At 60.9% G+C, this 19988-nt stretch carries 22 protein-coding genes; 11 read left to right on the top strand and 11 right to left on the bottom strand.

Translation table 11 applies throughout. From position 1 onward, the window contains the following. Positions 1 to 21: 21 nt before the first annotated feature. The 8 genes from hutU to RBB29_RS10160 all read left to right on the top strand — a co-directional run bounded on the left by hutU (position 22) and on the right by RBB29_RS10160 (position 7235). A complete protein-coding gene (gene hutU / locus RBB29_RS10195) occupies positions 22 to 1701 on the top strand; it encodes a urocanate hydratase (protein ID WP_306114361.1) in 1680 nt (559 codons plus the stop codon). Next, positions 1698 to 2111 carry a DUF1810 domain-containing protein gene (locus RBB29_RS10190; RefSeq protein ID WP_306114362.1) on the top strand — a complete coding sequence of 138 codons (414 nt, stop codon included), beginning with the start codon at positions 1698 to 1700 and terminating at the stop codon, positions 2109 to 2111. The genes hutU and RBB29_RS10190 overlap by 4 nt, the downstream gene beginning before the upstream one ends. 2 nt (positions 2112 to 2113) lie before the next feature. After that, positions 2114 to 2767, top strand: a complete 654-nt coding sequence (locus RBB29_RS10185) for a flavin reductase family protein (protein WP_306114363.1) — start codon at positions 2114 to 2116, stop codon at positions 2765 to 2767. 27 nt (positions 2768 to 2794) lie between these two features. Further along, a complete protein-coding gene (locus tag RBB29_RS10180) occupies positions 2795 to 3880 on the top strand; it encodes a TRAP transporter substrate-binding protein (RefSeq protein WP_306114364.1) in 1086 nt (361 codons plus the stop codon). A gap of 257 nt (positions 3881 to 4137) precedes the next feature. Beyond that, positions 4138 to 4644, top strand: coding sequence for a TRAP transporter small permease subunit (locus RBB29_RS10175; protein ID WP_306116974.1), 507 nt, complete (start codon positions 4138 to 4140; stop codon positions 4642 to 4644). Continuing rightward, positions 4644 to 6194 (top strand): TRAP transporter large permease subunit, encoded by a 1551-nt coding sequence (locus RBB29_RS10170; protein WP_306117002.1) that lies wholly within the window; start codon positions 4644 to 4646, stop codon positions 6192 to 6194. Before RBB29_RS10175 ends, RBB29_RS10170 begins: the two co-directional genes overlap by 1 nt. A 141-nt stretch (positions 6195 to 6335) precedes the next feature. Next, on the top strand, positions 6336 to 6812 hold the full coding sequence (locus RBB29_RS10165; RefSeq protein WP_306116975.1) for a lytic transglycosylase domain-containing protein: 477 nt from the start codon (positions 6336 to 6338) through the stop codon (positions 6810 to 6812). Positions 6813 to 6917: 105 nt separating this feature from the next. After that, entirely contained in the window at positions 6918 to 7235 is a 318-nt protein-coding gene (locus RBB29_RS10160; RefSeq protein ID WP_306116976.1) for a hypothetical protein, read from the top strand. A gap of 66 nt (positions 7236 to 7301) precedes the next feature. Here RBB29_RS10160 and RBB29_RS10155 read toward each other — a convergent pair whose 3' ends face one another. The 4 genes from RBB29_RS10155 to RBB29_RS10140 all read right to left on the bottom strand — a co-directional run bounded on the left by RBB29_RS10155 (position 7302) and on the right by RBB29_RS10140 (position 9906). Next, on the bottom strand, positions 7302 to 8102 hold the full coding sequence (locus RBB29_RS10155; RefSeq protein ID WP_306116977.1) for a mechanosensitive ion channel family protein: 801 nt from the start codon (positions 8100 to 8102) through the stop codon (positions 7302 to 7304). 108 nt (positions 8103 to 8210) lie between these two features. Continuing rightward, the gene (mscL, locus tag RBB29_RS10150) at positions 8211 to 8606 is read right to left on the bottom strand and encodes a large-conductance mechanosensitive channel protein MscL (protein ID WP_306117003.1); all 396 of its coding nucleotides are present in this window, start codon (positions 8604 to 8606) and stop codon (positions 8211 to 8213) included. Between the two features lie 161 nt (positions 8607 to 8767). Continuing rightward, a complete protein-coding gene (locus RBB29_RS10145; RefSeq protein ID WP_306116978.1) occupies positions 8768 to 9217 on the bottom strand; it encodes a YtoQ family protein in 450 nt (149 codons plus the stop codon). A 62-nt stretch (positions 9218 to 9279) separates the two neighbouring features. Continuing rightward, entirely contained in the window at positions 9280 to 9906 is a 627-nt protein-coding gene (locus RBB29_RS10140) for a class I SAM-dependent methyltransferase (protein WP_306116979.1), read from the bottom strand. Between the two features lie 85 nt (positions 9907 to 9991). On the opposite strand from RBB29_RS10140, the gene RBB29_RS10135 reads away from it, so the two are divergent. Together RBB29_RS10135 and RBB29_RS10130 are read left to right on the top strand one after the other, a co-directional pair. After that, positions 9992 to 10891: a LysR family transcriptional regulator gene (locus tag RBB29_RS10135; protein WP_306116980.1), complete on the top strand. Its 900-nt coding sequence runs from the start codon at positions 9992 to 9994 to the stop codon at positions 10889 to 10891. Then, a complete protein-coding gene (locus RBB29_RS10130; RefSeq protein WP_306116981.1) occupies positions 10888 to 11775 on the top strand; it encodes a hypothetical protein in 888 nt (295 codons plus the stop codon). Before RBB29_RS10135 ends, RBB29_RS10130 begins: the two co-directional genes overlap by 4 nt. A gap of 30 nt (positions 11776 to 11805) precedes the next feature. Here the strand turns inward: RBB29_RS10130 and RBB29_RS10125 are convergent, their stop codons facing one another. The 7 genes from RBB29_RS10125 to RBB29_RS10095 all read right to left on the bottom strand — a co-directional run bounded on the left by RBB29_RS10125 (position 11806) and on the right by RBB29_RS10095 (position 19058). After that, on the bottom strand, positions 11806 to 12240 hold the full coding sequence (locus RBB29_RS10125) for a GNAT family N-acetyltransferase (RefSeq protein ID WP_306116982.1): 435 nt from the start codon (positions 12238 to 12240) through the stop codon (positions 11806 to 11808). A gap of 5 nt (positions 12241 to 12245) precedes the next feature. Then, entirely contained in the window at positions 12246 to 14645 is a 2400-nt protein-coding gene (pheT, locus tag RBB29_RS10120; RefSeq protein WP_306116983.1) for a phenylalanine--tRNA ligase subunit beta, read from the bottom strand. Between the two features lie 98 nt (positions 14646 to 14743). Next, positions 14744 to 15553 carry a PHB depolymerase family esterase gene (locus RBB29_RS10115; protein WP_306116984.1) on the bottom strand — a complete coding sequence of 270 codons (810 nt, stop codon included), beginning with the start codon at positions 15551 to 15553 and terminating at the stop codon, positions 14744 to 14746. A 275-nt stretch (positions 15554 to 15828) separates the two neighbouring features. After that, on the bottom strand, positions 15829 to 16140 hold the full coding sequence (locus RBB29_RS10110; RefSeq protein ID WP_306116985.1) for a hypothetical protein: 312 nt from the start codon (positions 16138 to 16140) through the stop codon (positions 15829 to 15831). After that, positions 16141 to 17214: a phenylalanine--tRNA ligase subunit alpha gene (gene pheS, locus RBB29_RS10105; RefSeq protein ID WP_306116986.1), complete on the bottom strand. Its 1074-nt coding sequence runs from the start codon at positions 17212 to 17214 to the stop codon at positions 16141 to 16143. It abuts the gene before it with no gap. A 72-nt stretch (positions 17215 to 17286) separates the two neighbouring features. Beyond that, positions 17287 to 18093, bottom strand: a complete 807-nt coding sequence (locus RBB29_RS10100) for a methyltransferase domain-containing protein (RefSeq protein ID WP_306116987.1) — start codon at positions 18091 to 18093, stop codon at positions 17287 to 17289. 77 nt (positions 18094 to 18170) lie between these two features. Further along, entirely contained in the window at positions 18171 to 19058 is an 888-nt protein-coding gene (locus RBB29_RS10095; protein WP_306116988.1) for a fatty acid desaturase, read from the bottom strand. Positions 19059 to 19407: 349 nt separating this feature from the next. Between RBB29_RS10095 and RBB29_RS22290 the strand changes: the two genes are divergently transcribed. After that, the gene (locus RBB29_RS22290; RefSeq protein WP_371931470.1) at positions 19408 to 19986 is read left to right on the top strand and encodes a transposase; all 579 of its coding nucleotides are present in this window, start codon (positions 19408 to 19410) and stop codon (positions 19984 to 19986) included. Positions 19987 to 19988: the final 2 nt, after the last annotated feature.

The following is a 19988-nucleotide window of genomic DNA, read 5'->3' as shown; positions in this document are numbered from 1 at the left end:
ACGACCGAGAGAGAGCTTTTGATGACCAACCCCCGTCACAATACCCGCGACATCTATCCCGATACCGGCCCCGAAATCAGCACCAAGAGCTGGCTGACCGAGGCGCCGATGCGGATGCTGATGAACAACCTGCACCCCGATGTGGCCGAAAACCCGCATGAATTGGTGGTCTATGGCGGGATCGGACGCGCGGCGCGGACCTGGGCTGATTTCGACACTATTGTCGCCCAACTCAAGGATCTGGAAGACGATCAGACACTGTTGGTGCAGTCCGGCAAGCCGGTGGGCGTGTTCCGAACCCACAAGGACGCGCCGCGTGTGCTCATTGCGAACAGCAACCTGGTGCCGCATTGGGCCAATTGGGATCATTTCAGCGAACTCGATAAGAAGGGCCTGGCGATGTATGGCCAAATGACTGCCGGGTCTTGGATCTACATCGGTTCTCAGGGGATCGTGCAGGGGACGTACGAGACCTTTGTCGAGGCCGGGCGGCAACATTTTGACGGCAACCTGACTGGTAAGTGGATCCTGACCGGGGGTCTTGGGGGTATGGGTGGTGCGCAGCCGCTGGCGGCCGTGATGGCCGGGGCCTGCTGCCTCGCGGTGGAATGTGACGAAACCCGCGCCGATTTTCGCCTGCGCACACGATATGTGGACGAAAAAACCCATTCGCTTGAAGACGCATTGGAGATGATCGACCGCTGGACCAAGGCGGGCGAGGCGAAATCCGTGGCTCTGATTGGTAATGCCGCGGATATCTTTCCGCGGCTGGTTGAAATCATGAAGAACGGCGGCATCAAACCGGATATCGTCACCGATCAGACCAGTGCCCATGACCCGGTGCATGGCTACCTACCGCAGGGCTGGTCCGTGGGCGAATGGCGCGCCAAGCAGGAAAGCGACCCGAAAGCCGTGGAAAAGGCCGCGCGCGCCAGCATGAAGACCCATGTGGCCGCCATGGTCGATTTCTGGAACGCGGGCGTGCCGACATTGGATTATGGCAACAATATCCGACAAGTTGCGCTTGAAGAGGGTCTGGAAAACGCCTTTGCCTTCCCCGGATTTGTGCCGGCTTATATCCGCCCGCTCTTCTGCCGGGGCATCGGGCCGTTCCGGTGGTGCGCACTCAGCGGAGATCCGGAAGACATCTACAAGACCGACGCCAAGGTGAAGGAGTTGGTTGATGATCCGCATCTGCACAACTGGCTCGACATGGCGAAGGAGCGGATCAGTTTTCAGGGCCTTCCTGCGCGGATCTGCTGGGTTGGTCTGGGCGTGCGCCACAAGCTGGGCCTTGCGTTCAACGAGATGGTCCGCAGCGGAGAGCTTTCGGCACCCGTCGTGATCGGGCGGGATCACCTCGATTCGGGCTCTGTTGCAAGCCCAAACCGCGAAACCGAGGCGATGAAGGATGGCAGCGACGCGGTGAGTGACTGGCCGCTTCTGAACGCGCTTCTGAATACCGCCAGCGGGGCAACATGGGTCTCACTGCATCACGGCGGCGGTGTCGGAATGGGGTTCAGCCAGCATTCCGGCATGGTGATCTGCTGCGACGGGTCTGAGGATGCCGACCGCCGTATCGCCAACGTGCTCTGGAACGATCCGGCGACCGGGGTGATGCGCCACGCGGATGCGGGATACGACATCGCGCTCGATTGTGCCCGCGAACACGGGCTGAACCTGCCCGGTATCCTGGGGTGAGCCTCGAGCGGTTCATAGACGCCCAAGCTCGCATCTGGCCGACCCCGCTGGAAGAGATCAGGGCGGGTCGGAAAAGGACCCATTGGATGTGGTTCGTCTTTCCCCAATTGCGTGGATTGGGGCGGTCGCCTACGGCTGAGCACTATGGCATCGCGGACATAGCTGAGGCACGTGATTACCTGACGCATGAGCTGCTCGGCGCGCGATTGAAAGAGATCAGCGGCGCCCTAATGCCGCACCGTGGCACACCCGCGCGCGCCATCTTCGGGCCCGTGGATACGCTCAAACTGCGCTCCTGCATGACGCTGTTTCGGGCCACGGGTGATGGATCGGTGTTTGACAACGTGCTGGCGGCGTTCTTCGATGGTCATGCCTGTGACACCACGCTTGAGATGATTGGGGAGGGTTGAGCATGGAATATGCGCCAGGGCGAGAGGCCTGCCCGTTACCCTATTCGCCGTTCAAATCCTGCACTGTGCCGCGCCCGATCGGGTGGCTCTCGACGCTTAGCCCCGATGGCGTTCATAACCTTGCGCCCTACAGCCAGTGGCAGAACCTGACCTTCGATCCGCCGATGGTGATGTTCGCCGCTAACCAATACCCGGATGGACGGCGCAAGGACACGGTGGTCAACGCCGAAGAAACCGGGTGGTTCGTCTGGAACATGGCCACATGGGAATTGCGCGAGGCGGTTAACATATCGGCCATGGCGGTCGGACCGGACGAAGACGAATTCGCGGCGGCGGGCATGACCAAGGCCGATTGCACCGATGCCCCCGGTGCGCGGATCGCCGCCAGCCCCTGCCATTTCGAATGCCGCTACCTGAGCACGCATCGCCTGCCCGGCAATTCCCCGGTGGGCAGCATCGACGTGGTCTATGGCGTGGTCGAACGTATCCATGTGGACGATGCGGTGCTCACCCCCGATGGTAAGCTCGACATCCCGAAGATCAAGCCGATCGCGCGGATGGGGTATTATGACTACACCTGCGTGACCGAAACATTTGAAATGCGCATCCCGGGGGCGTCCGGCGCGGCGGCGGATGGGCTCGAAGGCAAGGCATAATAGAATTGAAGCAAGGAGGAAGTTAATATGAAAAGACGTGAATTTATCCGGGCCGGGGCCGTTGGGTCCGCAGCGGCGGCGCTGGCCAGCCCGGCGATAGCGCAGGATGTGCGGCAATGGTCGATGGTCACCGCATGGCCCAAGAACCTGCCTGGTCCGGGCGTCGCGGCGCAGACGCTGGCCGACCGGATCACCACGTTGTCAGGCGGGCGGATCGAGGTGACGCTGCATGCCGCCGGAGAGATCGTGCCGGGTCGCGGCGTATTCGATGCGGTCTCGGAAGGGACCGCACATCTTTACCACGCGGTGCCGGCCTATTGGGGGTCGAAATCCAAGGGTATCCTGCTCTTTGGTTCACAACCTTTCGGCCTGCGCGCGGATGAGCAGGTGGGCTGGATGGTCCATGGCGGTGGTCAGGCGCTTTATGATGAGATGTATGGCCGGTTCGGCATCAAGCCGTTCCTATGCGGCAATTCCGGGCCGCAATGGTTCGGCTGGTTCCGGGACGAGATCAATTCGGTCGATGACCTCAAGGGCGTGAAATACCGCACCACGGGTCTGGCCTCGGAAATGTGCGCCGAGATCGGCATGGCGGTACAAGCCATGTCCGGCCCCGCGATGTTCCAGGCGTTGCAATCGGGCGCGCTGGATGCGGGCGAATTCATCGGGCCATGGACCGACAGCGCGTTGGGCTATCACCAGATCGCCAAGAACTACTATTGGCCGGGGATCGGCGAGCCGAGTTCGGCCGAGGAATGCGGCGTGAACCTCGCAGCCTATGAAGAACTACCCGATGACCTGAAACTCGTGGTCAGCACCGCGTGTTCGAGCCTCTACAACGACGTCTGGACCGAGTACGAGACCAAACACGCGCTCGCGTTGCAGAAACTGGTGGCCGACGAGGGCGTGATACCCCGCAAACTGCCGGATGAAGTCGTGATGGCCATGGGTGCCGCGGCCAAAACCGTGATCGACGGGCTACGCACGGACGAAGATGAGCTGGTCGCACGGATCGCCGAGAGCTTCGTCGCCTATCGCGATTCGGTCGGCGCCTATATGGTGCATGCCGATAACGGTCAGATGAACGCCCGGGCGATGGTGCTGGGGTATTAAGTCGGACTCGGCCCGGCGTGGGTTTGCCGCGCCGGGCCGAAAAGGGGCAATAGAACCGTGATCGAGCTAACCATGAAACTCCATAGGGCCGCGCCCGAGCCTGGGTGGGCGCAGGCGACGTCAGTTTGGCTCGGAACCCCGGGAGCCTGCGGATCAATGGTGTGGTGCGCAACCTTGCCCATGCGCCCTCCCGGGGGTAGGGTCGGGCGCGGCCCGGCAATGCCGGGCAATCCATCAAATACTTTTGCGGGCGCAGCATGAACCGCCTTGCCGAGCATCTTGATGCCATCAACCGCGCGGTGGGCCGCATTGTTCGTTGGCTGGCGCTTCTGATGGTGCTGGTGCAGTTCCTCGTCGTTGTCCTGCGCTATGTCTATGGGTTCAGCTCCATCGCGCTCAACGAAAGCGTCCTCTACATGCATGCCACGCTTTTCATGCTCGGGGCCGGGTATACGCTTCTGGTCGATGACCATGTTCGGGTCGATATCTTCCAGGCCAAAGCCTCGGATGCGGGTCAGGCGCGGATCGACATTTTTGGCCATGTGGTCCTGCTGATCCCATCGATGCTGGCACTGCTCTACTGGTCCTGGCCATCGGTCCGGAACGCCTGGGCGATCTTTGAGGGGCCGCTTTCCGTGGGCGGCATTCCGGCAGTCTTCCTGCTCAAGACATTGATCCCGGCCTTCTGCATTCTGCTCCTGATCCAGTCGCTGGCGTGTCTGCTGTCCAAACTCGCGACATTGGTCGGGACTGCCCGCACATGATCCTCGAATATCTCGACCTCATCATGTTCGCCGCGCTCATGGCTGCGATCCTGCTGGGCTTCCCGGTGAGTTTCGCCATCGCCGGTGTCGCCATCGGATTTGCCTATCTTGGCTATGCGCTCGGCGTGATGAATATCGGCCTCCTCGGCGCCTTGGGACAGCGGGTGTTCGGGGTCATCACCAATGATGTCCTGATCGCCATCCCGCTTTTCGTCATGATGGGTGTTGTGCTGGAACGCTCCAAGATTGCCGAAGATCTGCTCGACACGATGGGCCGGCTCTTCGGGCAGCTTCGGGGGGGTCTCGGGATCTCGGTCATCCTTGTCGGCGCCTTGCTGGCGGCCTCGACCGGTATCGTGGGGGCGACGGTGATCGCCATGGGCCTGATCGCGCTGCCGACGATGTTGCGCACCGGCTACGACCCGCGCCTCGCTTCCGGGTTGGTCTGCACCGCCGGGACATTGGGGCAGATCATCCCGCCCTCGACCCTCCTCATCATCCTGAGCGATGTAATGTCGAGCGCCTATCAACAGGCGCAATACGAGCAGGGCAAGTTCTCGGTCGAAACCATTTCCGTGGGTCAGATTTTCGCCGGCGCGTTGATCCCCGGCCTGACGCTGGTAGCGATCTACATTCTTTACGTCCTGGTCCGCGGCTGGTTCCGACCCGATGACATGCCGCCGGCCCCGACCCCCGAAGGGCGGCCCGCTTTCGCGGAGGTGGCGGGCGCGGTGGCGCCGCCGGTCATGCTCATCATCGCGGTTCTTGGCGCGATACTTGGTGGGATCGCCACCCCAACCGAGGCCGCTGCCGTGGGTGCCATCGGCGCGATCCTGATGGCCGGGGCGCGGCAGGGCGTGAACCGCAAACTCATCCTCGCCGGGGTCGTGGCGCTCCTGGTGCTCGCAGTTGCCGCGGGCCTCGCGCCGGTGCGGTTGCAGCGAAGCGACGCGGGCGCTGCAAGCTACGCTCTGGCGGTGGTCTACGGCCTGCTGCTGCTGGTGGGCATGGCGGCGATTCTCGCGTCACTCCGGCGGCTGCACCTGCGCGATATGCTGGCCGGGGCGGTCACGACAACCATGACCGTGACCGCGATGATTTTCGCGACCATCGTGATGGCGAGCGTCTTTTCGCTCGTCTTCGTCGGTCTCGGTGGCGACGTGCGGGTTCATGACATCCTGACGGGCTTGCCGGGTGGGCCGACCGGGGCATTGATCTTTGCCATGGCGATCATCTTCGTGCTCGGTTTCTTCCTCGATTTCGTCGAGATCACCGTGATCGTCCTGCCCCTTGTGGCGCCGGCGCTGATCCTCATGGGGCATGACCCGATCTGGCTGGCGATCCTGATCGCGATCAACCTGCAGACCTCGTTCCTCACCCCGCCCTTCGGCTTTTCGCTCTTCTACCTGCGCGGGGCCGCGCCGCCCGAGATTACCACCGGTCAGATCTATGCCGGTGTCGCGCCCTTCATCGTGTTGCAGATCGTCGGAATCGGGGTGATCTGGCTCATGCCCGGCCTGGCCACCTGGCTGCCTGCTTTGGTGTTTTGACAAACGCGGGCCTCGCCGCGGGCCGCTTGGCAAGCCGGTGATGCCCATGGCAAATTCCTGCTTTCGCCTCCGGTTTCACTTGTGCCGGGATGCCATTCCGGGTTTTTGTGCCCAAGAGACGCGTTGAGGAGGCATATCAGTATGCGGCGGTTTGGTGTGATGGCCTTGGTTTTGTTGCTGGCGGCTTGTGGGTCGTCCAATGACCGTACTCCGGCGGAACCGGAGCTTTATCCAAATGAAACACCGGCCCTGCGCAACCTCATCAATATCTATGCGGATCATTACGAGGTGCCCCGCCCGCTGGTGCACAAGGTCATTCAGCGCGAAAGCGATTATCGTCCCCGGGCGCGCAACGGTCCCTATTACGGCCTGATGCAGATCCTGCCCGAAACCGCAGGGCAAATGGGCTTTCGCGGCAAACCGAGCGATCTGCTCGATGCGGAAACCAACCTGAAGTGGGCCGTGAAATACCTGCGCGGGGCCTGGATGGTCTCGGACGGCAATATGGACCGGGCGGTGATGTGGTATGCGCGTGGGTACTACTACGAGGCGCGCGACCGCTGCCTGCTGGTGGAAACCGGGTTGCTGAACCGCGAGATCGCCAAGAAGTGCCGCTAAGCGGTTCACAGATATGTGATCGCGCAGAACCTAAGCCGCGAAACTAATCCCGTCATCTTCCCGTGGTTGTTGTCACTTAACCGGCATCATTCATAGGAGGATATTATGCCATTTTTTGATTTTGATTATGACTTTCAGGTTCTTGACACTGCGGTCGCCGATGTGACCGATTTCGACGAAGCCGACCCAAGCGACGCAGAGGACAGCGTTGAAGATGTAACCGGAAACCTGTCGCTGCACACCGACAAGGCACCGAGCGGCAGCATCGCATGGGACGATGAAAACAAGGATGCGTTCGTGTTTGTCACGTCTGCTTCGGTTTCCGGAAAAACAACGGCTGGAAACGGGCAACAGGGGCCTGGGCCTTATGTCTACGACACCACATCCGCCACCTCGTCCAGTTCATCCTCCGTCGTTGGCTGAGCTCCCTGAGCTTGCGCAGACAGACCATGGCGGGCGCCCACAATTCTGGGCGCCCGTTTTTCGGGGCTATCGCTGCACCATCGTTCGGTGCGGATAAGGGATCGAGATCCCCTTGTCGTCCATCGCTTCCTTGATCTGCTGTGTCAGGGTGAACTTCAGATCCCAGTATTCGGCATTGTCGCACCAAAGCCGCGCGGTCAAATCGACACTACTCTCGCCCAAATTGGTCACACGGACCCAGGGTTCGGGATCTTTGTGAATACGCGGTTCGGCGTCGGCGATCCCCGAAATGAGCGCCTTCGCGGCCTCGGCGTCATCCTCGTAGTCAATCCCGAAGACCAGATCCAGACGGCGGGTCTTGTGATAGGAATAATTCCGGATGATCTCACCCCAGGCCTTGCCGTTCGGCACGATGATCTGAACATTGTCAGGCGTGGTCAGCTCGGTGAAGAAAAGCGCGATCTGCTCGACCGTGCCGGAGGTACCGCCGATATCGACATACTGACCCTGCCGGTAAGGACGGAAAATGACCAGCATCAGCCCGGCGGCCAGATCGCTGAGCGTGCCTTGCAGGGCCATGCCGATGGCCAGCGTCGCCGCGCCCATGACGGCGACAAGACTGGTGGCCTCGATCCCGAAAATCCCGAGGACCGCCATCACCACCATCAGGCGGATGACCCATTTCACCAGGTTGGCGGCAAAATTGCCGATCGTGTTGTCGATATTCTCGTTGGCATTGACCTTGCGACTGACCAGCCGGGCGACAATCCCCGCCACCAGCCAGCCGATGATAAGCACAATCAATGCCTTGGCCGCGTCGATCACGAGCGGCCCATAGCTCAGAGCCTGTTCAATGACTTGTTCCATCCACCTCTTTCCCCAAACAGTATTCGCGCCGCTTCATTGCCACGCAGAGCGACAGACTAAAAGGGCCCGCACCATGGCGGGCCCTTCTTCGGTACGGATTTCCCTAGGCTATTTTTTCGCCAGCGAGTCGCGGATTTCGAGCAGAACATCAAGCTCGCTCGGGCCGGTTTCGACCTCGGGCGCCGCCTCTTCAGGCTTTTCGGCGGCTTCCTTGACCCGGTTGACCATCTTGACCAGCAGGAAGACCACCCAGGCAATGATCAGGAAGTTGATAAGCGCCATGATGAAATTGCCATAGGCAAAAACCGCGCCGTCTTCACCTTCCGACAGGCGCACACCCATGCTCGAGAAATCAATGCCGCCGGTAAACAGGCTGATGATCGGTGTGATCAGATCATCCACCATGGATGTAACGATCGCTGTGAATGCGGCGCCGATGATAATACCTACCGCCATGTCCATGACATTGCCCTTAGCAATGAAGTCTTTGAATTCCTGAATCATGTGTCCCTCACCATGTTTGTTCCCGCGGCCCGTTCGCGCCCGCAGGAAGTTCCTAACACGGAATGCAAAAAACACGCAGACTCTTTTAATGGGAAAAAACGTCTCGTTTTCCCGCAAAGCGAGTTACTGCCGAATTCGGTCGTTTTTGGCCGTGTTAGAGACTATTTTGGCAGGCTACCGTCGAGGACGTAACGCAGGATTTCGACCACCTGGGACGGTTCGCGTGCCACGGCGAGGGCCGTCGCGTCCACCTCCTTGAGCGGGTGATCATGTTCGGGCCGCTGCAGGATGATCAGCGATTTCCCGAGCGCGGCCGCATAGCCCGCGTCGAAGGCCGCGTTCCACTGCTTGTACTGCTCGCCAAACCGCACCACGACCACATCGGCATCATGGATGCCCTTGCGGGTCCGGATCGCGTTGATCATGGCACCCTTGTGATCGTGCCAATACTTGTCGTCTTCCGCGCCCAGGATCGCCACACCGCAATCATCCGAGGCCCCGTGATCTGTCACCGGGCTGGAGAAGCTCACATCCAGTCCCTTCGCCCCTTCGATGATCTGTTCACGCCAATCGGTGTGGATTTCGCCGGAAAGATAGATGTTCAGGGTCATGTCGGGCCTCGTTGCGTTGTGATGCCTTCGCATGTAGCGCCCGGGCGCGACAGGGGCAAATCCTATCGCTTGCGGGCCACCAGGTAACGCGCAGGCGGATTGGCAGGATGGTTGCCGGATTCGATGATGTCGAAACCGGCGGCGGTCACCTTGGCATCCCACGCGCGCACATTCATGAAGTTCACATATGGCGCTTTGCCAACAAGCTGGATCAGTGGCAGCACCAGGCGTATCAGCCGATAACCCAGCGGCGCACCGCTTTCGGGATTACACGGCGTCTTCGAAATGAAAAGCCCACCGGGGCGAAGCCGTCGGTTGATCTGCGCAAGGGCCGCATCCGTATCGCGGACCAGGTGAAGCAGGCTGAACGCCATGACAACATCAAATGACCCTTCGGGGGCGTTGTCGATATCGCTGCGCTCAAAGGTGATGTTGGACGCATCACCTGCCCTGGCGCGGCCGAAATCCAGCATGGCATCAGAAAGGTCAGTGGCGGTCAGATGGGCCACGTGATCCGCAAGTTTCAGGGCAGTGCCACCGGTGCCGCACCCGAGTTCAAGCGCCGTATCGGTCGGCTTGAGGTAGGACCGCGTTCGACTCAGCGTATATTCGTAAGCTGGCACGTCCTTGATCGGTGATTTGGCGTATTTGGGCGCGATACCGTCCCAGAATGTTGCATCGGTCTGCATGGTGTCTCTCCTTTGAGAGCGCATATACTCATACAAATACCATTTATAAATTGCGCAAATCTGCAGTTAGCATATACATATTTGCATGAATTTAGTGCCTGACAATTTTGATTGGAACCATCTGCGAGCGTTCCTTGCGACGGCCGAAGAGGGCTCACTTTCAGCAGCCGCACGCGCGCTTGGCCTGACGCAACCCACGCTGAGCCGTCAGGTCGCCGCGCTGGAAGAGGCGTTGGAAATCATGCTCTTCGAGCGTATCGGGCGATCGCTCAACCTGACCACCGCTGGTATGGAACTCCTCGAACATACCCGCGCCATGGGAGATGCCGCCAGGCGCGTGGCGTTGGCGGCGAGCGGACAGGCGCAATCCATCGAAGGCCGGATCAGGATCACCGCAAGCGATATCTTCTCGGCCCACCTGTTGCCGCCGGTTCTGCGGAAATTGCGGCAGCAGGCGCCGAAACTGGTGATCGACGTGGTCGCTGCCAATGATATCCGCGACCTGATGCGGCGCGAGGCGGATATTGCCATCCGCCATGTCCGACCGGACCAGCCCGACCTGATTGCGCGGCTGGTGACAGAGGCGACGGCGCATCTTTACGCCGCCACCGAATATCTCGACCGTCGCGGGCGGCCCGCAAAACTGACCGACCTGGCTGGGCATGACTTTATCAGCTTCGGCGATGTAGACGAGATGTTGGGGCATTACCTGCCGATGGGCCTGCCGGTCAGCCACGACAACTTCCGGCTCGGCAGTCAGAGCGGCGTCGTCGCATGGGAATACACACGGCAGGGGTTCGGCATCACCGCCATGTCGGACGAGGTGGCGGAAGCCACGCCGGGCATCGAGCGCGTCCTGCCCGGGATGGAACCGGTCCGGTTTCCGGTCTGGCTTACCACCCATCGTGAGCTGCACACCAGCCGCCGGATCCGGCTTGTCTTCGATGCGCTGGCGGATTTTCTGCAGCGGGGTAAGGGGCATTGAGCGATCCACTGTGGCAGTTCGTGAAGACCCGTAAGCTCGTTGTGCATCTGGGCGCGCACAAGACGGCGACGACCTATCTGCAAAACGCCCTCAACACCAAGCGGGAAGATCTGAGGCGGGCAGGCACGGCCCTGATCCTGCCCCGCGACCTGCGGCGCGGTGAAAAGGCCGCCCGTGCGGATGGTGCCGAAAAAATGCCAGGCGTGACGGTGCAGCTTTCGGCCTTGGCAGCCGATACCACCACGCAACGGATCGTGTTGTCCGAGGAGAATTTCATCGGCTCCACCGGCCACAATCTCGCGCAGAAATCACTTTATCCCGGCATTCGACGCCGCCTGTCGAAGCTGCCGGCGGCATTGAACCATCCCAACGTGACGATTCTCTTTTCGTTGCGGGATTACGGCCCTTTTGTCTCGTCGAATGTCACCACGGCACTGCGGTTTGGGAGGATGTTCGATACCGAAGACCTTCAACTGGCGTTTCTCCTGATGGACCGGAGTTGGATTGACGTTATTGCCGACCTGCGCAGCGCCTTTCCGGCGGCACAACTCAAACTCTGGCGCTACGAGAATTTTGCACAAGTCGAGCAACAGGTTTTCAAAGAGATGGTCGGACCGTTCCGCGCGGCGCCGCAGAGACGCGCCAATCAAACCTTGTCGGGACGTGCGGTCGCGAAAGTCCAGGCCAGGTTGCAGGCGGGCGGCCCGGACCTGAAGCCGCGCCAGATTGTGCGCAGGATCAAGCGCAAGTTTCCGATCTCCGACGCCAATCCGACCTATTCCATTTGGACCCCGGAGGAAGCCGCGTTGTTGACCGAAAGCTATCAGGCGCATTGGGATGAAATCTGCGACGCCTATCCGGCGCTGCCGCTCGACGGTGGCTGATTGTTGATGTCCGAGGTGTTTCGTTAGACGCTATAAATCGAAGGCCATATGGACCTTCACCCCGTCCCGCCGGGTGACTTTCCACCCCAGATGCTCGTAGAGCGCCACGTTGTGGGGCAGGTCGCGATGGGTAGCAAGCTCCATGGTCGTGTGTCCGGCTGCCCGCGCCGCCTCAAGCGCCGCCGCCATCAGCGCCCGGCCGACACCCCGCCCCGCGGCGCCGGGATGAACGGCGATGTTCATGAGATCGGCGGTCTCACCCCGGACCGACAGGATCACACCGCCCAGGATGTGGGTGCCATCCGCGGCGACCCGGACAACATTGTCGCGGATGTCCATCAACACGCCCTCGGATACCGGGGGCAGGTCGATGCCTTGCCGGACGTAATCCGCATAGGCGGCCGTGATACAATCGGTCAGGGTTGCGGCATCCGACGGCATGGCGCGGCGAATGACATACCCCATCCGCACTACCCCCGGAGGGTGCCGCCCGTCGCTTTGGTCACCTTTTCGACGATCTTGGCGCTGACGGCCTCGATATCCGCATCTTTCAGCGTCGTCTCGGTCGGTTGCAGGCGCACGGTCATGGCAAGGGATTTCTTGCCCTCGCCCAGGCTGCCGCCGATGAATTCGTCAAAGATGCGCACGTCTTCGATCAGGGCCTTGTCGGCACCCGCCGCCGCATTGACCAGGGTCAGCGCCTCGACATCCGCATCGACCACGAAGGCGAAATCGCGTTCGACCGCTTGCAGATCACGCAGCTCGAGCGCGCCACGGTTGGCGGTCTGGTTGCGCGGCTGCGGGATTTCCGCAGGCCAGATCGTGAAGCCCATGGCAGGCCCTTTGACATCCATCGCCTTGAGGATCCGCGGATGGATCTCGCCAAAAATGCCCAACACCTTCTTGGGCCCAAGGCAGATCATGCCGTGGCGGCCCGGATGCCACCATTCGCGCCCGCCGCGCAGGATCTGAACCTTGGCCGGGGCGCCAAGCGCCGACAGCACCGCCTCGGCGTCGGCCTTGACGTCATAGATATCGACCGCCCGCGCCGCGCCATGCACATCCTTGGGGCCCGTCTGGCCGACCAGAAGGCCGCTGACCAGCAAATGCTGCTCACCCGGTTCGCCGCCATGGAAGGCCTGTCCGACCTCGAAAAGGGCGACGTTCATCTGCCCCCGCGCCTGATTACGGGCGGCGGCCTGCAGCAGACCGGGTAGGAGCGCCGGGCGCATATGGCTCATCTCGGAACTGATCGGATTGGCCAGCATCGTGGCATCGTCGCCACCACCGAAGAGCGCGGCACTGGCCTGGTCGATGAAGCTGTAGGTGACGCATTCGTTGTACCCAAGCGCCGCCGTCGTGCGCCGGGCGATCTGCTCACGTTTCTGCGTCAGTGACAGGATCGGCTTGGGCACACCGGTTTGTGTACGGGGCATCGGTTTCCCGACGAGTTTCGTGAGCGACGCAACCCGCGCCACCTCTTCCACCAGATCGGCCTCGCCCATCACATCAGGGCGCCAGCTTGGCACCTGCGCCTGGTTGCCCTCCATGCGGAAGCCAAGGGCGGTCAGGGTCTGACGTTGCTCGGATTCGGGAATGTCCATCCCTACCAGTGACTGCACCCGCGCGGGGTCGAGCGTATAGGCCCGGCTCACATCCGGCACTTCGCCCGCAACGACGAGGTTCGATGGCTCCCCACCGCAGAGGTCGATGATCATCTGCGTCGCAAGATCCAGCGCCTCCATGTTGAACGCGGGGTCGATGCCGCGCTCATTGCGGTAACGCGCGTCGGAATTGATCTTGAGCGCACGGCCCGTGGTCGCGATCTGGATATGGTCCCACACCGCGGCCTCAAGGAACACGTTGGTCGTCGCCTCGGTACATCCCGTGGCGAGGCCGCCCATGATGCCGCCGATGCTCTCGATGCCCTCATCGTCGGAAATCACCACCTGACCGGGGCCAAACGTGTATTCCTTCTCATCAAGGCCCACGAGGGTTTCGCCGCCTTCGGCGCGGTGCACCCGCAGGTTGCCCTTCACCTTGTCGGCGTCAAAAACGTGCAGCGGACGGTTGCGGTCATAGGTGAAGAAATTGGTGATATCGACCAGTGCCGAAATCGGCCGCAACCCGATGGCGCGCAGCCGCTTCTGCAGCCATTCGGGGCTTGGCCCATTGGTAACGCCCCGGATCAGGCGCCCACCAAACACCTCGCAGCCGCCTGTTCGCGTGTCCTCGTCAATCGTGATCGCAATCGGGCTGGCGAACTGGCCTTCGATATGGGCAGTCTTGGCCGGTTTCATGGTGCCAAGGCCCCGCGCAGCCAGGTCCAGCGCAATACCACGCACGCCAAGCGCATCCGGCCGGTTCGGCGTGATCGCGATTTCGATCACCGGATCGACCTTGGACGGATCATTCGCCGCCAACCAATCCACGAACCGCTCGCCCACCTCGCCCGAGGGCAGCTCGATGATGCCGTCATGTTCGTCGCTCAGTTCCATTTCGCGTTCGGAACACATCATGCCGTGGCTTTCGATCCCGCGGATCTTGCCGACGCCGATCGTGGTGTCGATCCCGGGCACATAGGTCCCCGGTTTGGCGATCACGGCGGTGATCCCGGTCCGCGCATTGGGCGCACCGCAGATGATCTGCAATTCACCCTCGTCGGTCAGAACCTTGCAGACGCGCAGGCGGTCCGCATCGGGGTGCTGCTCGGCATGGATGACCTTGCCGATGGTAAAATCCGCCAGCCGCTCGGCCGGGTTTTCAACCCCCTCGACCTCAAGGCCAAGATCGGTCAGCGCCTCGGAAATCTCGGTCACCGATGCGGTGGTCTCAAGGTGGTCATGCAGCCAGGACAGCGTGAATTTCATGGTCGGTCTTCCGCGGGTCTATCAAACGTCCCGTGCGCTTTAACGGATATGCGCAAAGGTGGGAAGCCCGGAGCGGGTGTTGCCGGCAAAAAGCGGGGTCACGGGTAGGCGGGTGTGCGGCCAAGGAGTTGATCCAACTGCCACCCGATCCAGCCATGCGGGATGAAATGGCCACCATCGTGCAGGTCGAGCGTGACCGTACCTGTGGCGCACTCGCGCCAGGTGATCCGCTCAAGCGTCAACCACTCGACCGCTTGCCATGGGCCGTCTTTGCGCGCCGCGCCGCAGCCGAATTTCTCCCGCCAGAGTGCGACGGGAAAGGTTCGGTCCCCGCCCGGCCCCATGGGGAAATCCATCACCGTATCGGCGGTGCCATGGACATGGCGTACTTCCCGCGGCGCTTCGGGGCAGGTCTCGTCCTGCCGCAAGGTGCCGGAAATGGCCAGCAAGGCCGCAACACCCGCGCCGTTTTCACAGGCATAGCGCCACGCCATGGCCGAACCGTAGGAATAGCCCGAGACATAGATCCGCGACCGGTCGATGGGATAGCGTTTGGCGGCGTCCTCGATCACCGCGGCGGCGAAGGCCACATCATCGGTGTCATCGTCCCAGAAATCCCAGGTCTTGCGATGGCCGTTGGGCGCCAGGAGCAGAACCCCGCGCCGCCGCGTCGCGCCCGAGATACGCTGGTGTTTGACGATCAGGCTGCCTTGCCGCATCCAGCCGTGGAAATGCAGCAGAACGGGCAGGGGCGAGGTGCCATCCCAACCGTCCGGTTCCTTGACGTGGTAAGAGCGATCACCCAGTTGGCAGGGGATTTCTTCATGGCAGGCCGGGTTCGCCCTGTCAGTCGCGAACGCCGGAAGGGCGAAGAGAACCAAGAGCACCAAAACCAGCTTTCGCATCATACATTCCCGTCTTGCTTAACGGGAATGTATCCAGTGCGCCCGAGTTGTCACGTCACAAGACTGTTAGAGGACGCGGAAGTAAGGCACCCTGCGCGGAACCAAGGCAAAGCCGCCGCACGATCGCCAGACCGCCCGCAAGGGCTGGCGATTTGCAGGTGTATGCGCCGTGTCACGAGGGTTTGCTGACTTGGTAGGGAAAAGTGCGCTCCACAATCGTTGCATCGCCATCCCGCGGTCTGGCCATCGCGTTTCGTCGATTTCGAAGCAAACCTTTCTTACTTCCACTTGGTCTTTTTCAGCAGTTCTTGAACCTTGAGGCTGCGTTGCCTCATCTCACGCTTTATCTCATCCTGCCGCTGCCAATACTTCGAATGTGCAGAAAAGAACTCCAGCAAAGCAGGCGGAATAACAAACCCTCCTGTCAACAAGAAGATCAAGTTAAACGGCGTCGGCAAAACCAGAATTATGACGCAAACCGTGGTGGCAACACCAAAAAATACTGCATAACCAATCCATCGCTTCAGACGCGGCTGAACGGCTTCGCACCAATCGATATACCGAGCGATCAATACGCCCAGATAATACATTTAGCGCGACAACCCGCCATGCAGCGTCGGCACGTCGAGGCTCGCAAACCCGTAATGCCTCAGCCACCGCAGGTCTGAGTCGAAGAACGCGCGGAGGTCGGGGATGCCGTATTTCAACATGGCGATGCGGTCGATGCCAACGCCGAAGGCGAAGCCTTGCCACTCGTCCGGGTCGATATTGCCCGAGCGCAGCACGTGGGGGTGGACCATGCCAGACCCCAGAATCTCCAACCAGTCATCGCCTTCGCCGATCTTGAGCGTACCCCCTTCCCACGAGCAGCGGATATCGACCTCGGCCGACGGCTCGGTAAAGGGGAAATGCGACGCGCGGAAGCGCAGTTCCACATCGTCGACCTCGAAAAACGCCTTCACGAATTCCTCAAGGCACCATTTCAGGTTCGCCATGGAGATATCCCGGTCAATCGCCAGCCCTTCGACCTGGTGGAACATTGGTGTGTGGGTCATATCGTAATCGGCACGATAAACGCGGCCCGGGGCGATCACCCGGATGGGCGCGCCGTGTTCCTGCATCGAGCGGATTTGCACCGGCGAGGTATGGGTGCGCAGCACGTGCGGCGGGCGATTATCACCTTCCTCGCGGTGCATATAGAACGTGTCCATCTCTGCCCGCGCGGGGTGGTGGCCGGGGATGTTCAGCGCGTCGAAATTGTACCAGTCGCTCTCAACCTGCGGCCCCTCGGCCACCGAGAAGCCCATATCGGCAAAGATCGCGGTCACCTCTTCGGTGACCTGGCTGATCGGGTGGATCGTGCCGGGGCGGCGGCGATGGCCAGGCAGGGTCACGTCCAGCCATTCAGTCTTGAGCCGCTCGTCGAGCGCCGCATCACCCAGGGCCTGTTTCTTGGCGGCCAGCGCGGAGTTGAGCTCGTCCTTGAGCGCGTTGAGCTTGGGCCCGGCGACCTGACGCTCCTCGGGCGTCATCTTGCCCAGCTCGCGCATCTGCAGGCTGACCTCGCCCTTCTTGCCCACGGCCTGCACGCGCAGATCCTCGAGCGCGGCCTCATCGGCAGCATTGGCAATCGCTGTCAGGTATTTGTCGCGTAGATCGTCCATCACTCATGTCCTGCAAATAAGTCCGAAGGCGGGTTACCCCGCATGGCGCGCGCTTGCAAGACTGCGCGCTCTCTAACCCGGCTTTGTCGCAATCAGGCTGAGATAGGACATGAAGCCGTAAAACCGGTTCTCGGCGATCCGTGTTTGCGCCTCGGACAGCAATCCTTGCGCGCCCTTGGGCGTCAGCAGCCCCTCGGATTGCATCCGGATCAGGGCCCGGTCGATCACGGTCATGAAATAGGCGGCATCACCATGGGCCAGGTAACTATGGGCGCGCAATTGTCCCGGGATGAACCCGGCCGCTGATACCAGCGGCACCAGTTTGCGCGGCAGCCAGAGGTTATGGACATTCACGTCAATCATGTATTTCACAACCGGCTCCAGCGGATCGAAATCCCCGATGGCCACGGTTGTGGTGTCATAATCGCCATCGAAGACGGCCAGTATCCCGCCGGGTTTGAGGATGCGAAACGCCTCGGTCACCACGTCCTCGGCGCCCGGCACATGGCATAGCAGCGTGTGCATCAGCACAAGATCGACACTGTCATCGCCCAGCCCGGTTACCTTGGCATCGCCCACCTGAAACTCCAGCGCGGCCAGATCCGAGTGGTGCTGCCGTGCGCGGTCCGTCATGATCTGCGACGGCTCGATACCAAGCGCGTGTTCCGCCCCGACCAACGTGACCAGATCACGGGTGACATGGCCTGTCCCGCTGCCCATTTCGACGGCAAAGGCACCGGAAGGCAGTGTGATTTCCGACATGTAGGCATGGCGCATGGCAACCTGCGCAGGATCGACACTGCGCGCATCCATGGCATCGGCAATGGCGGTTTGTACGGTCTCCTCGGCATTCCCGAGATCTGCGTATGGGTCTGACATGTCTCCCCCCGGTACCCTTCTCACGGGTTCAGTCTAACCGGGCAAGCGACGATCTCAAAACGCGTCGCTCTGTTGTCTCAGTCGAGACTGCGCATATACTCGCGGGTGAACTCGACATACCCATCCGATGTGACCTTGTGACGACCCTGCATATAGGCATGCAGGACGGGCAGTTTGTGAAACGGCACCTGCGGCAGGGTGTGGTGTTCGACATGATAAGGCATGTTCCACGCGAGGAAGCGCACGATCCGGTTGGTATAGGTCGTGCGGGTGTTTTCCAGCATGTCGGCGACAAAGGCGCAGCGGCCATGTTCAGCCAGAAGGTAGAGGCGCAGGAAGGGCTGCCCCAGAAGGCAGGGCAGCAGCCAGACCCAGAAGAGGAAGGGCGTGACAAAGAGGCTGGCAATGACCAGCCCATAGATCAGGAGCATCCAGCGCGCCTCGGCAATCACACGGGCATGGGCGCGTTTCGGGACGAAATCGCCCGGATCGCGACCAAAGGCGCTGCCGATGATCCGGTCCAGCATGTCGACCCAGAACGGGATGCCAGTGACATGGACCAGATAGGCACCGATGGTTTCGGGTTTCGCCCCGGCGAGCAATTCGGGGTCTTTGCCGGGGATGTTGGTGTGCCGGTGATGGGCGAGGTGAAAGTACCGGAACCATTCAAAGGGCAGCGCGATCAGCACGCCGCAGACCCGCCCGACCCATTCGTTGATCTCTTCGTTCTGAAACGGGGTCTTGTGGGTGGCCTCATGTTCAAGGGTGAATAGGAAGCAAATGGCGATCCCTTGCGCAACGAGCACCAATTGCCAGAATGGTAGACCCAGCGCGATCCAGAACCCGAAGCCCACGATCAGTGCCGCGTGACCCGCAAGATGCCGCAGCCCCGGCGCATCCGCCTTTTCGTTCAGGGCAGCAATGGTATTGGGCGGCAGGGTCTCGATGAAGGCTTTGTGGTCCATTCGGCGATCCGTCGGTGTTGTCTGGGCAGTATATCACGGGTTTTTCATTCGGGGCCAAGGGCGTGGCAATAAAAACCTCTCTGGTTGGTTTTGTTGCCAAAGTTTGCTTTGAGCCCATTGCGGTCACTCAAGTGGCTTTCGTAATGCTGCGGTCGCAACCCGCTTAGCGGTCATTCGCCGCGACTGCGAAACCCAAACGGACACGAACATACAGATCGCGGACATATCAAACGTTTGCGTGTAGAGCGCCAGTGTCAGCATGTTCCGTCCAGGCTGTTGAAAAACTGTTTGTTGTAGTGCGGCAAGCCGTTTGATTCACTCGATATATCGAGATGGGGAAGATCGAGCGATGATGGGGATTCAAAAGGTTGAAGCGCAGCTGTTTTCTGGGTTCGATTTGGACGCACATGTCCCGCCCAATCACGTCCTGACAGAGATCGACCGTTTCCTCGACGTGGGCGACATGCGGGAGAGGTTAAAGCCCTTCTATAGCTACAAGGGCCGCCCTTCGATTGATCCTGAGCTTATCGTCCGGATGCTGGTCATTGGCTATGTCATGGGTATTCGTCCAGAGCGTCGGCTTTGCCAAGAAGTACATCTCAGTTTGGCGTATCGCTGGTTTTGTCGGCTCGGACTGGATGACAAGGTGCCAGATCACTCGTCCTTCTCGCGGTACCGACACGGCAAGTTCCGGGAAAGTGACATGCTGCGTCACATCTTTGAAGCGATAGTTGAGCGCTGCCTTACCGACGACCTCGTGCCCGACGAAGGCTTTGCTGTCGACGCCAGCCTGATCGCTGGTGATGCCAACAAAGCCCGTTCCATTGCCATCAAGGATTGGAACGAAGATGTCGCTCGAAACGCAAGTAAACGTGCGGCTAGAGAGTGTCTTGAAACGCTTGACGATGCGGCCTTCGGTGCAGCCTAGCC

The sequence above is a fragment of the Roseovarius sp. MMSF_3359 genome (assembly GCF_030733385.1).
Taxonomy (GTDB): domain Bacteria; phylum Pseudomonadota; class Alphaproteobacteria; order Rhodobacterales; family Rhodobacteraceae; genus Roseovarius.
This window is presented reverse-complemented; position numbering and strand designations above follow the sequence as displayed.

Excerpts from the sequence above, each read along its gene's own strand:
- hutU (WP_306114361.1), top strand. The coding sequence starts at position 22 with ATGACCAACCCCCGTCACAATACCCGCGACATCTATCCCGATACCGGC.
- RBB29_RS10185 (WP_306114363.1), top strand. The coding sequence starts at position 2,114 with ATGGAATATGCGCCAGGGCGAGAGGCCTGCCCGTTACCCTATTCGCCG.
- RBB29_RS10180 (WP_306114364.1), top strand. The coding sequence starts at position 2,795 with ATGAAAAGACGTGAATTTATCCGGGCCGGGGCCGTTGGGTCCGCAGCG.
- RBB29_RS10175 (WP_306116974.1), top strand. The coding sequence starts at position 4,138 with ATGAACCGCCTTGCCGAGCATCTTGATGCCATCAACCGCGCGGTGGGC.
- RBB29_RS10165 (WP_306116975.1), top strand. The coding sequence starts at position 6,336 with ATGCGGCGGTTTGGTGTGATGGCCTTGGTTTTGTTGCTGGCGGCTTGT.
- RBB29_RS10160 (WP_306116976.1), top strand. The coding sequence starts at position 6,918 with ATGCCATTTTTTGATTTTGATTATGACTTTCAGGTTCTTGACACTGCG.
- RBB29_RS10155 (WP_306116977.1), bottom strand. The coding sequence starts at position 8,102 with ATGGAACAAGTCATTGAACAGGCTCTGAGCTATGGGCCGCTCGTGATC.
- mscL (WP_306117003.1), bottom strand. The coding sequence starts at position 8,606 with ATGATTCAGGAATTCAAAGACTTCATTGCTAAGGGCAATGTCATGGAC.
- RBB29_RS10145 (WP_306116978.1), bottom strand. The coding sequence starts at position 9,217 with ATGACCCTGAACATCTATCTTTCCGGCGAAATCCACACCGATTGGCGT.
- RBB29_RS10140 (WP_306116979.1), bottom strand. The coding sequence starts at position 9,906 with ATGCAGACCGATGCAACATTCTGGGACGGTATCGCGCCCAAATACGCC.
- RBB29_RS10135 (WP_306116980.1), top strand. The coding sequence starts at position 9,992 with ATGAATTTAGTGCCTGACAATTTTGATTGGAACCATCTGCGAGCGTTC.
- RBB29_RS10125 (WP_306116982.1), bottom strand. The coding sequence starts at position 12,240 with ATGGGGTATGTCATTCGCCGCGCCATGCCGTCGGATGCCGCAACCCTG.
- pheT (WP_306116983.1), bottom strand. The coding sequence starts at position 14,645 with ATGAAATTCACGCTGTCCTGGCTGCATGACCACCTTGAGACCACCGCA.
- RBB29_RS10115 (WP_306116984.1), bottom strand. The coding sequence starts at position 15,553 with ATGATGCGAAAGCTGGTTTTGGTGCTCTTGGTTCTCTTCGCCCTTCCG.
- RBB29_RS10110 (WP_306116985.1), bottom strand. The coding sequence starts at position 16,140 with ATGTATTATCTGGGCGTATTGATCGCTCGGTATATCGATTGGTGCGAA.
- pheS (WP_306116986.1), bottom strand. The coding sequence starts at position 17,214 with ATGGACGATCTACGCGACAAATACCTGACAGCGATTGCCAATGCTGCC.
- RBB29_RS10100 (WP_306116987.1), bottom strand. The coding sequence starts at position 18,093 with ATGTCAGACCCATACGCAGATCTCGGGAATGCCGAGGAGACCGTACAA.
- RBB29_RS10095 (WP_306116988.1), bottom strand. The coding sequence starts at position 19,058 with ATGGACCACAAAGCCTTCATCGAGACCCTGCCGCCCAATACCATTGCT.
- RBB29_RS22290 (WP_371931470.1), top strand. The coding sequence starts at position 19,408 with ATGATGGGGATTCAAAAGGTTGAAGCGCAGCTGTTTTCTGGGTTCGAT.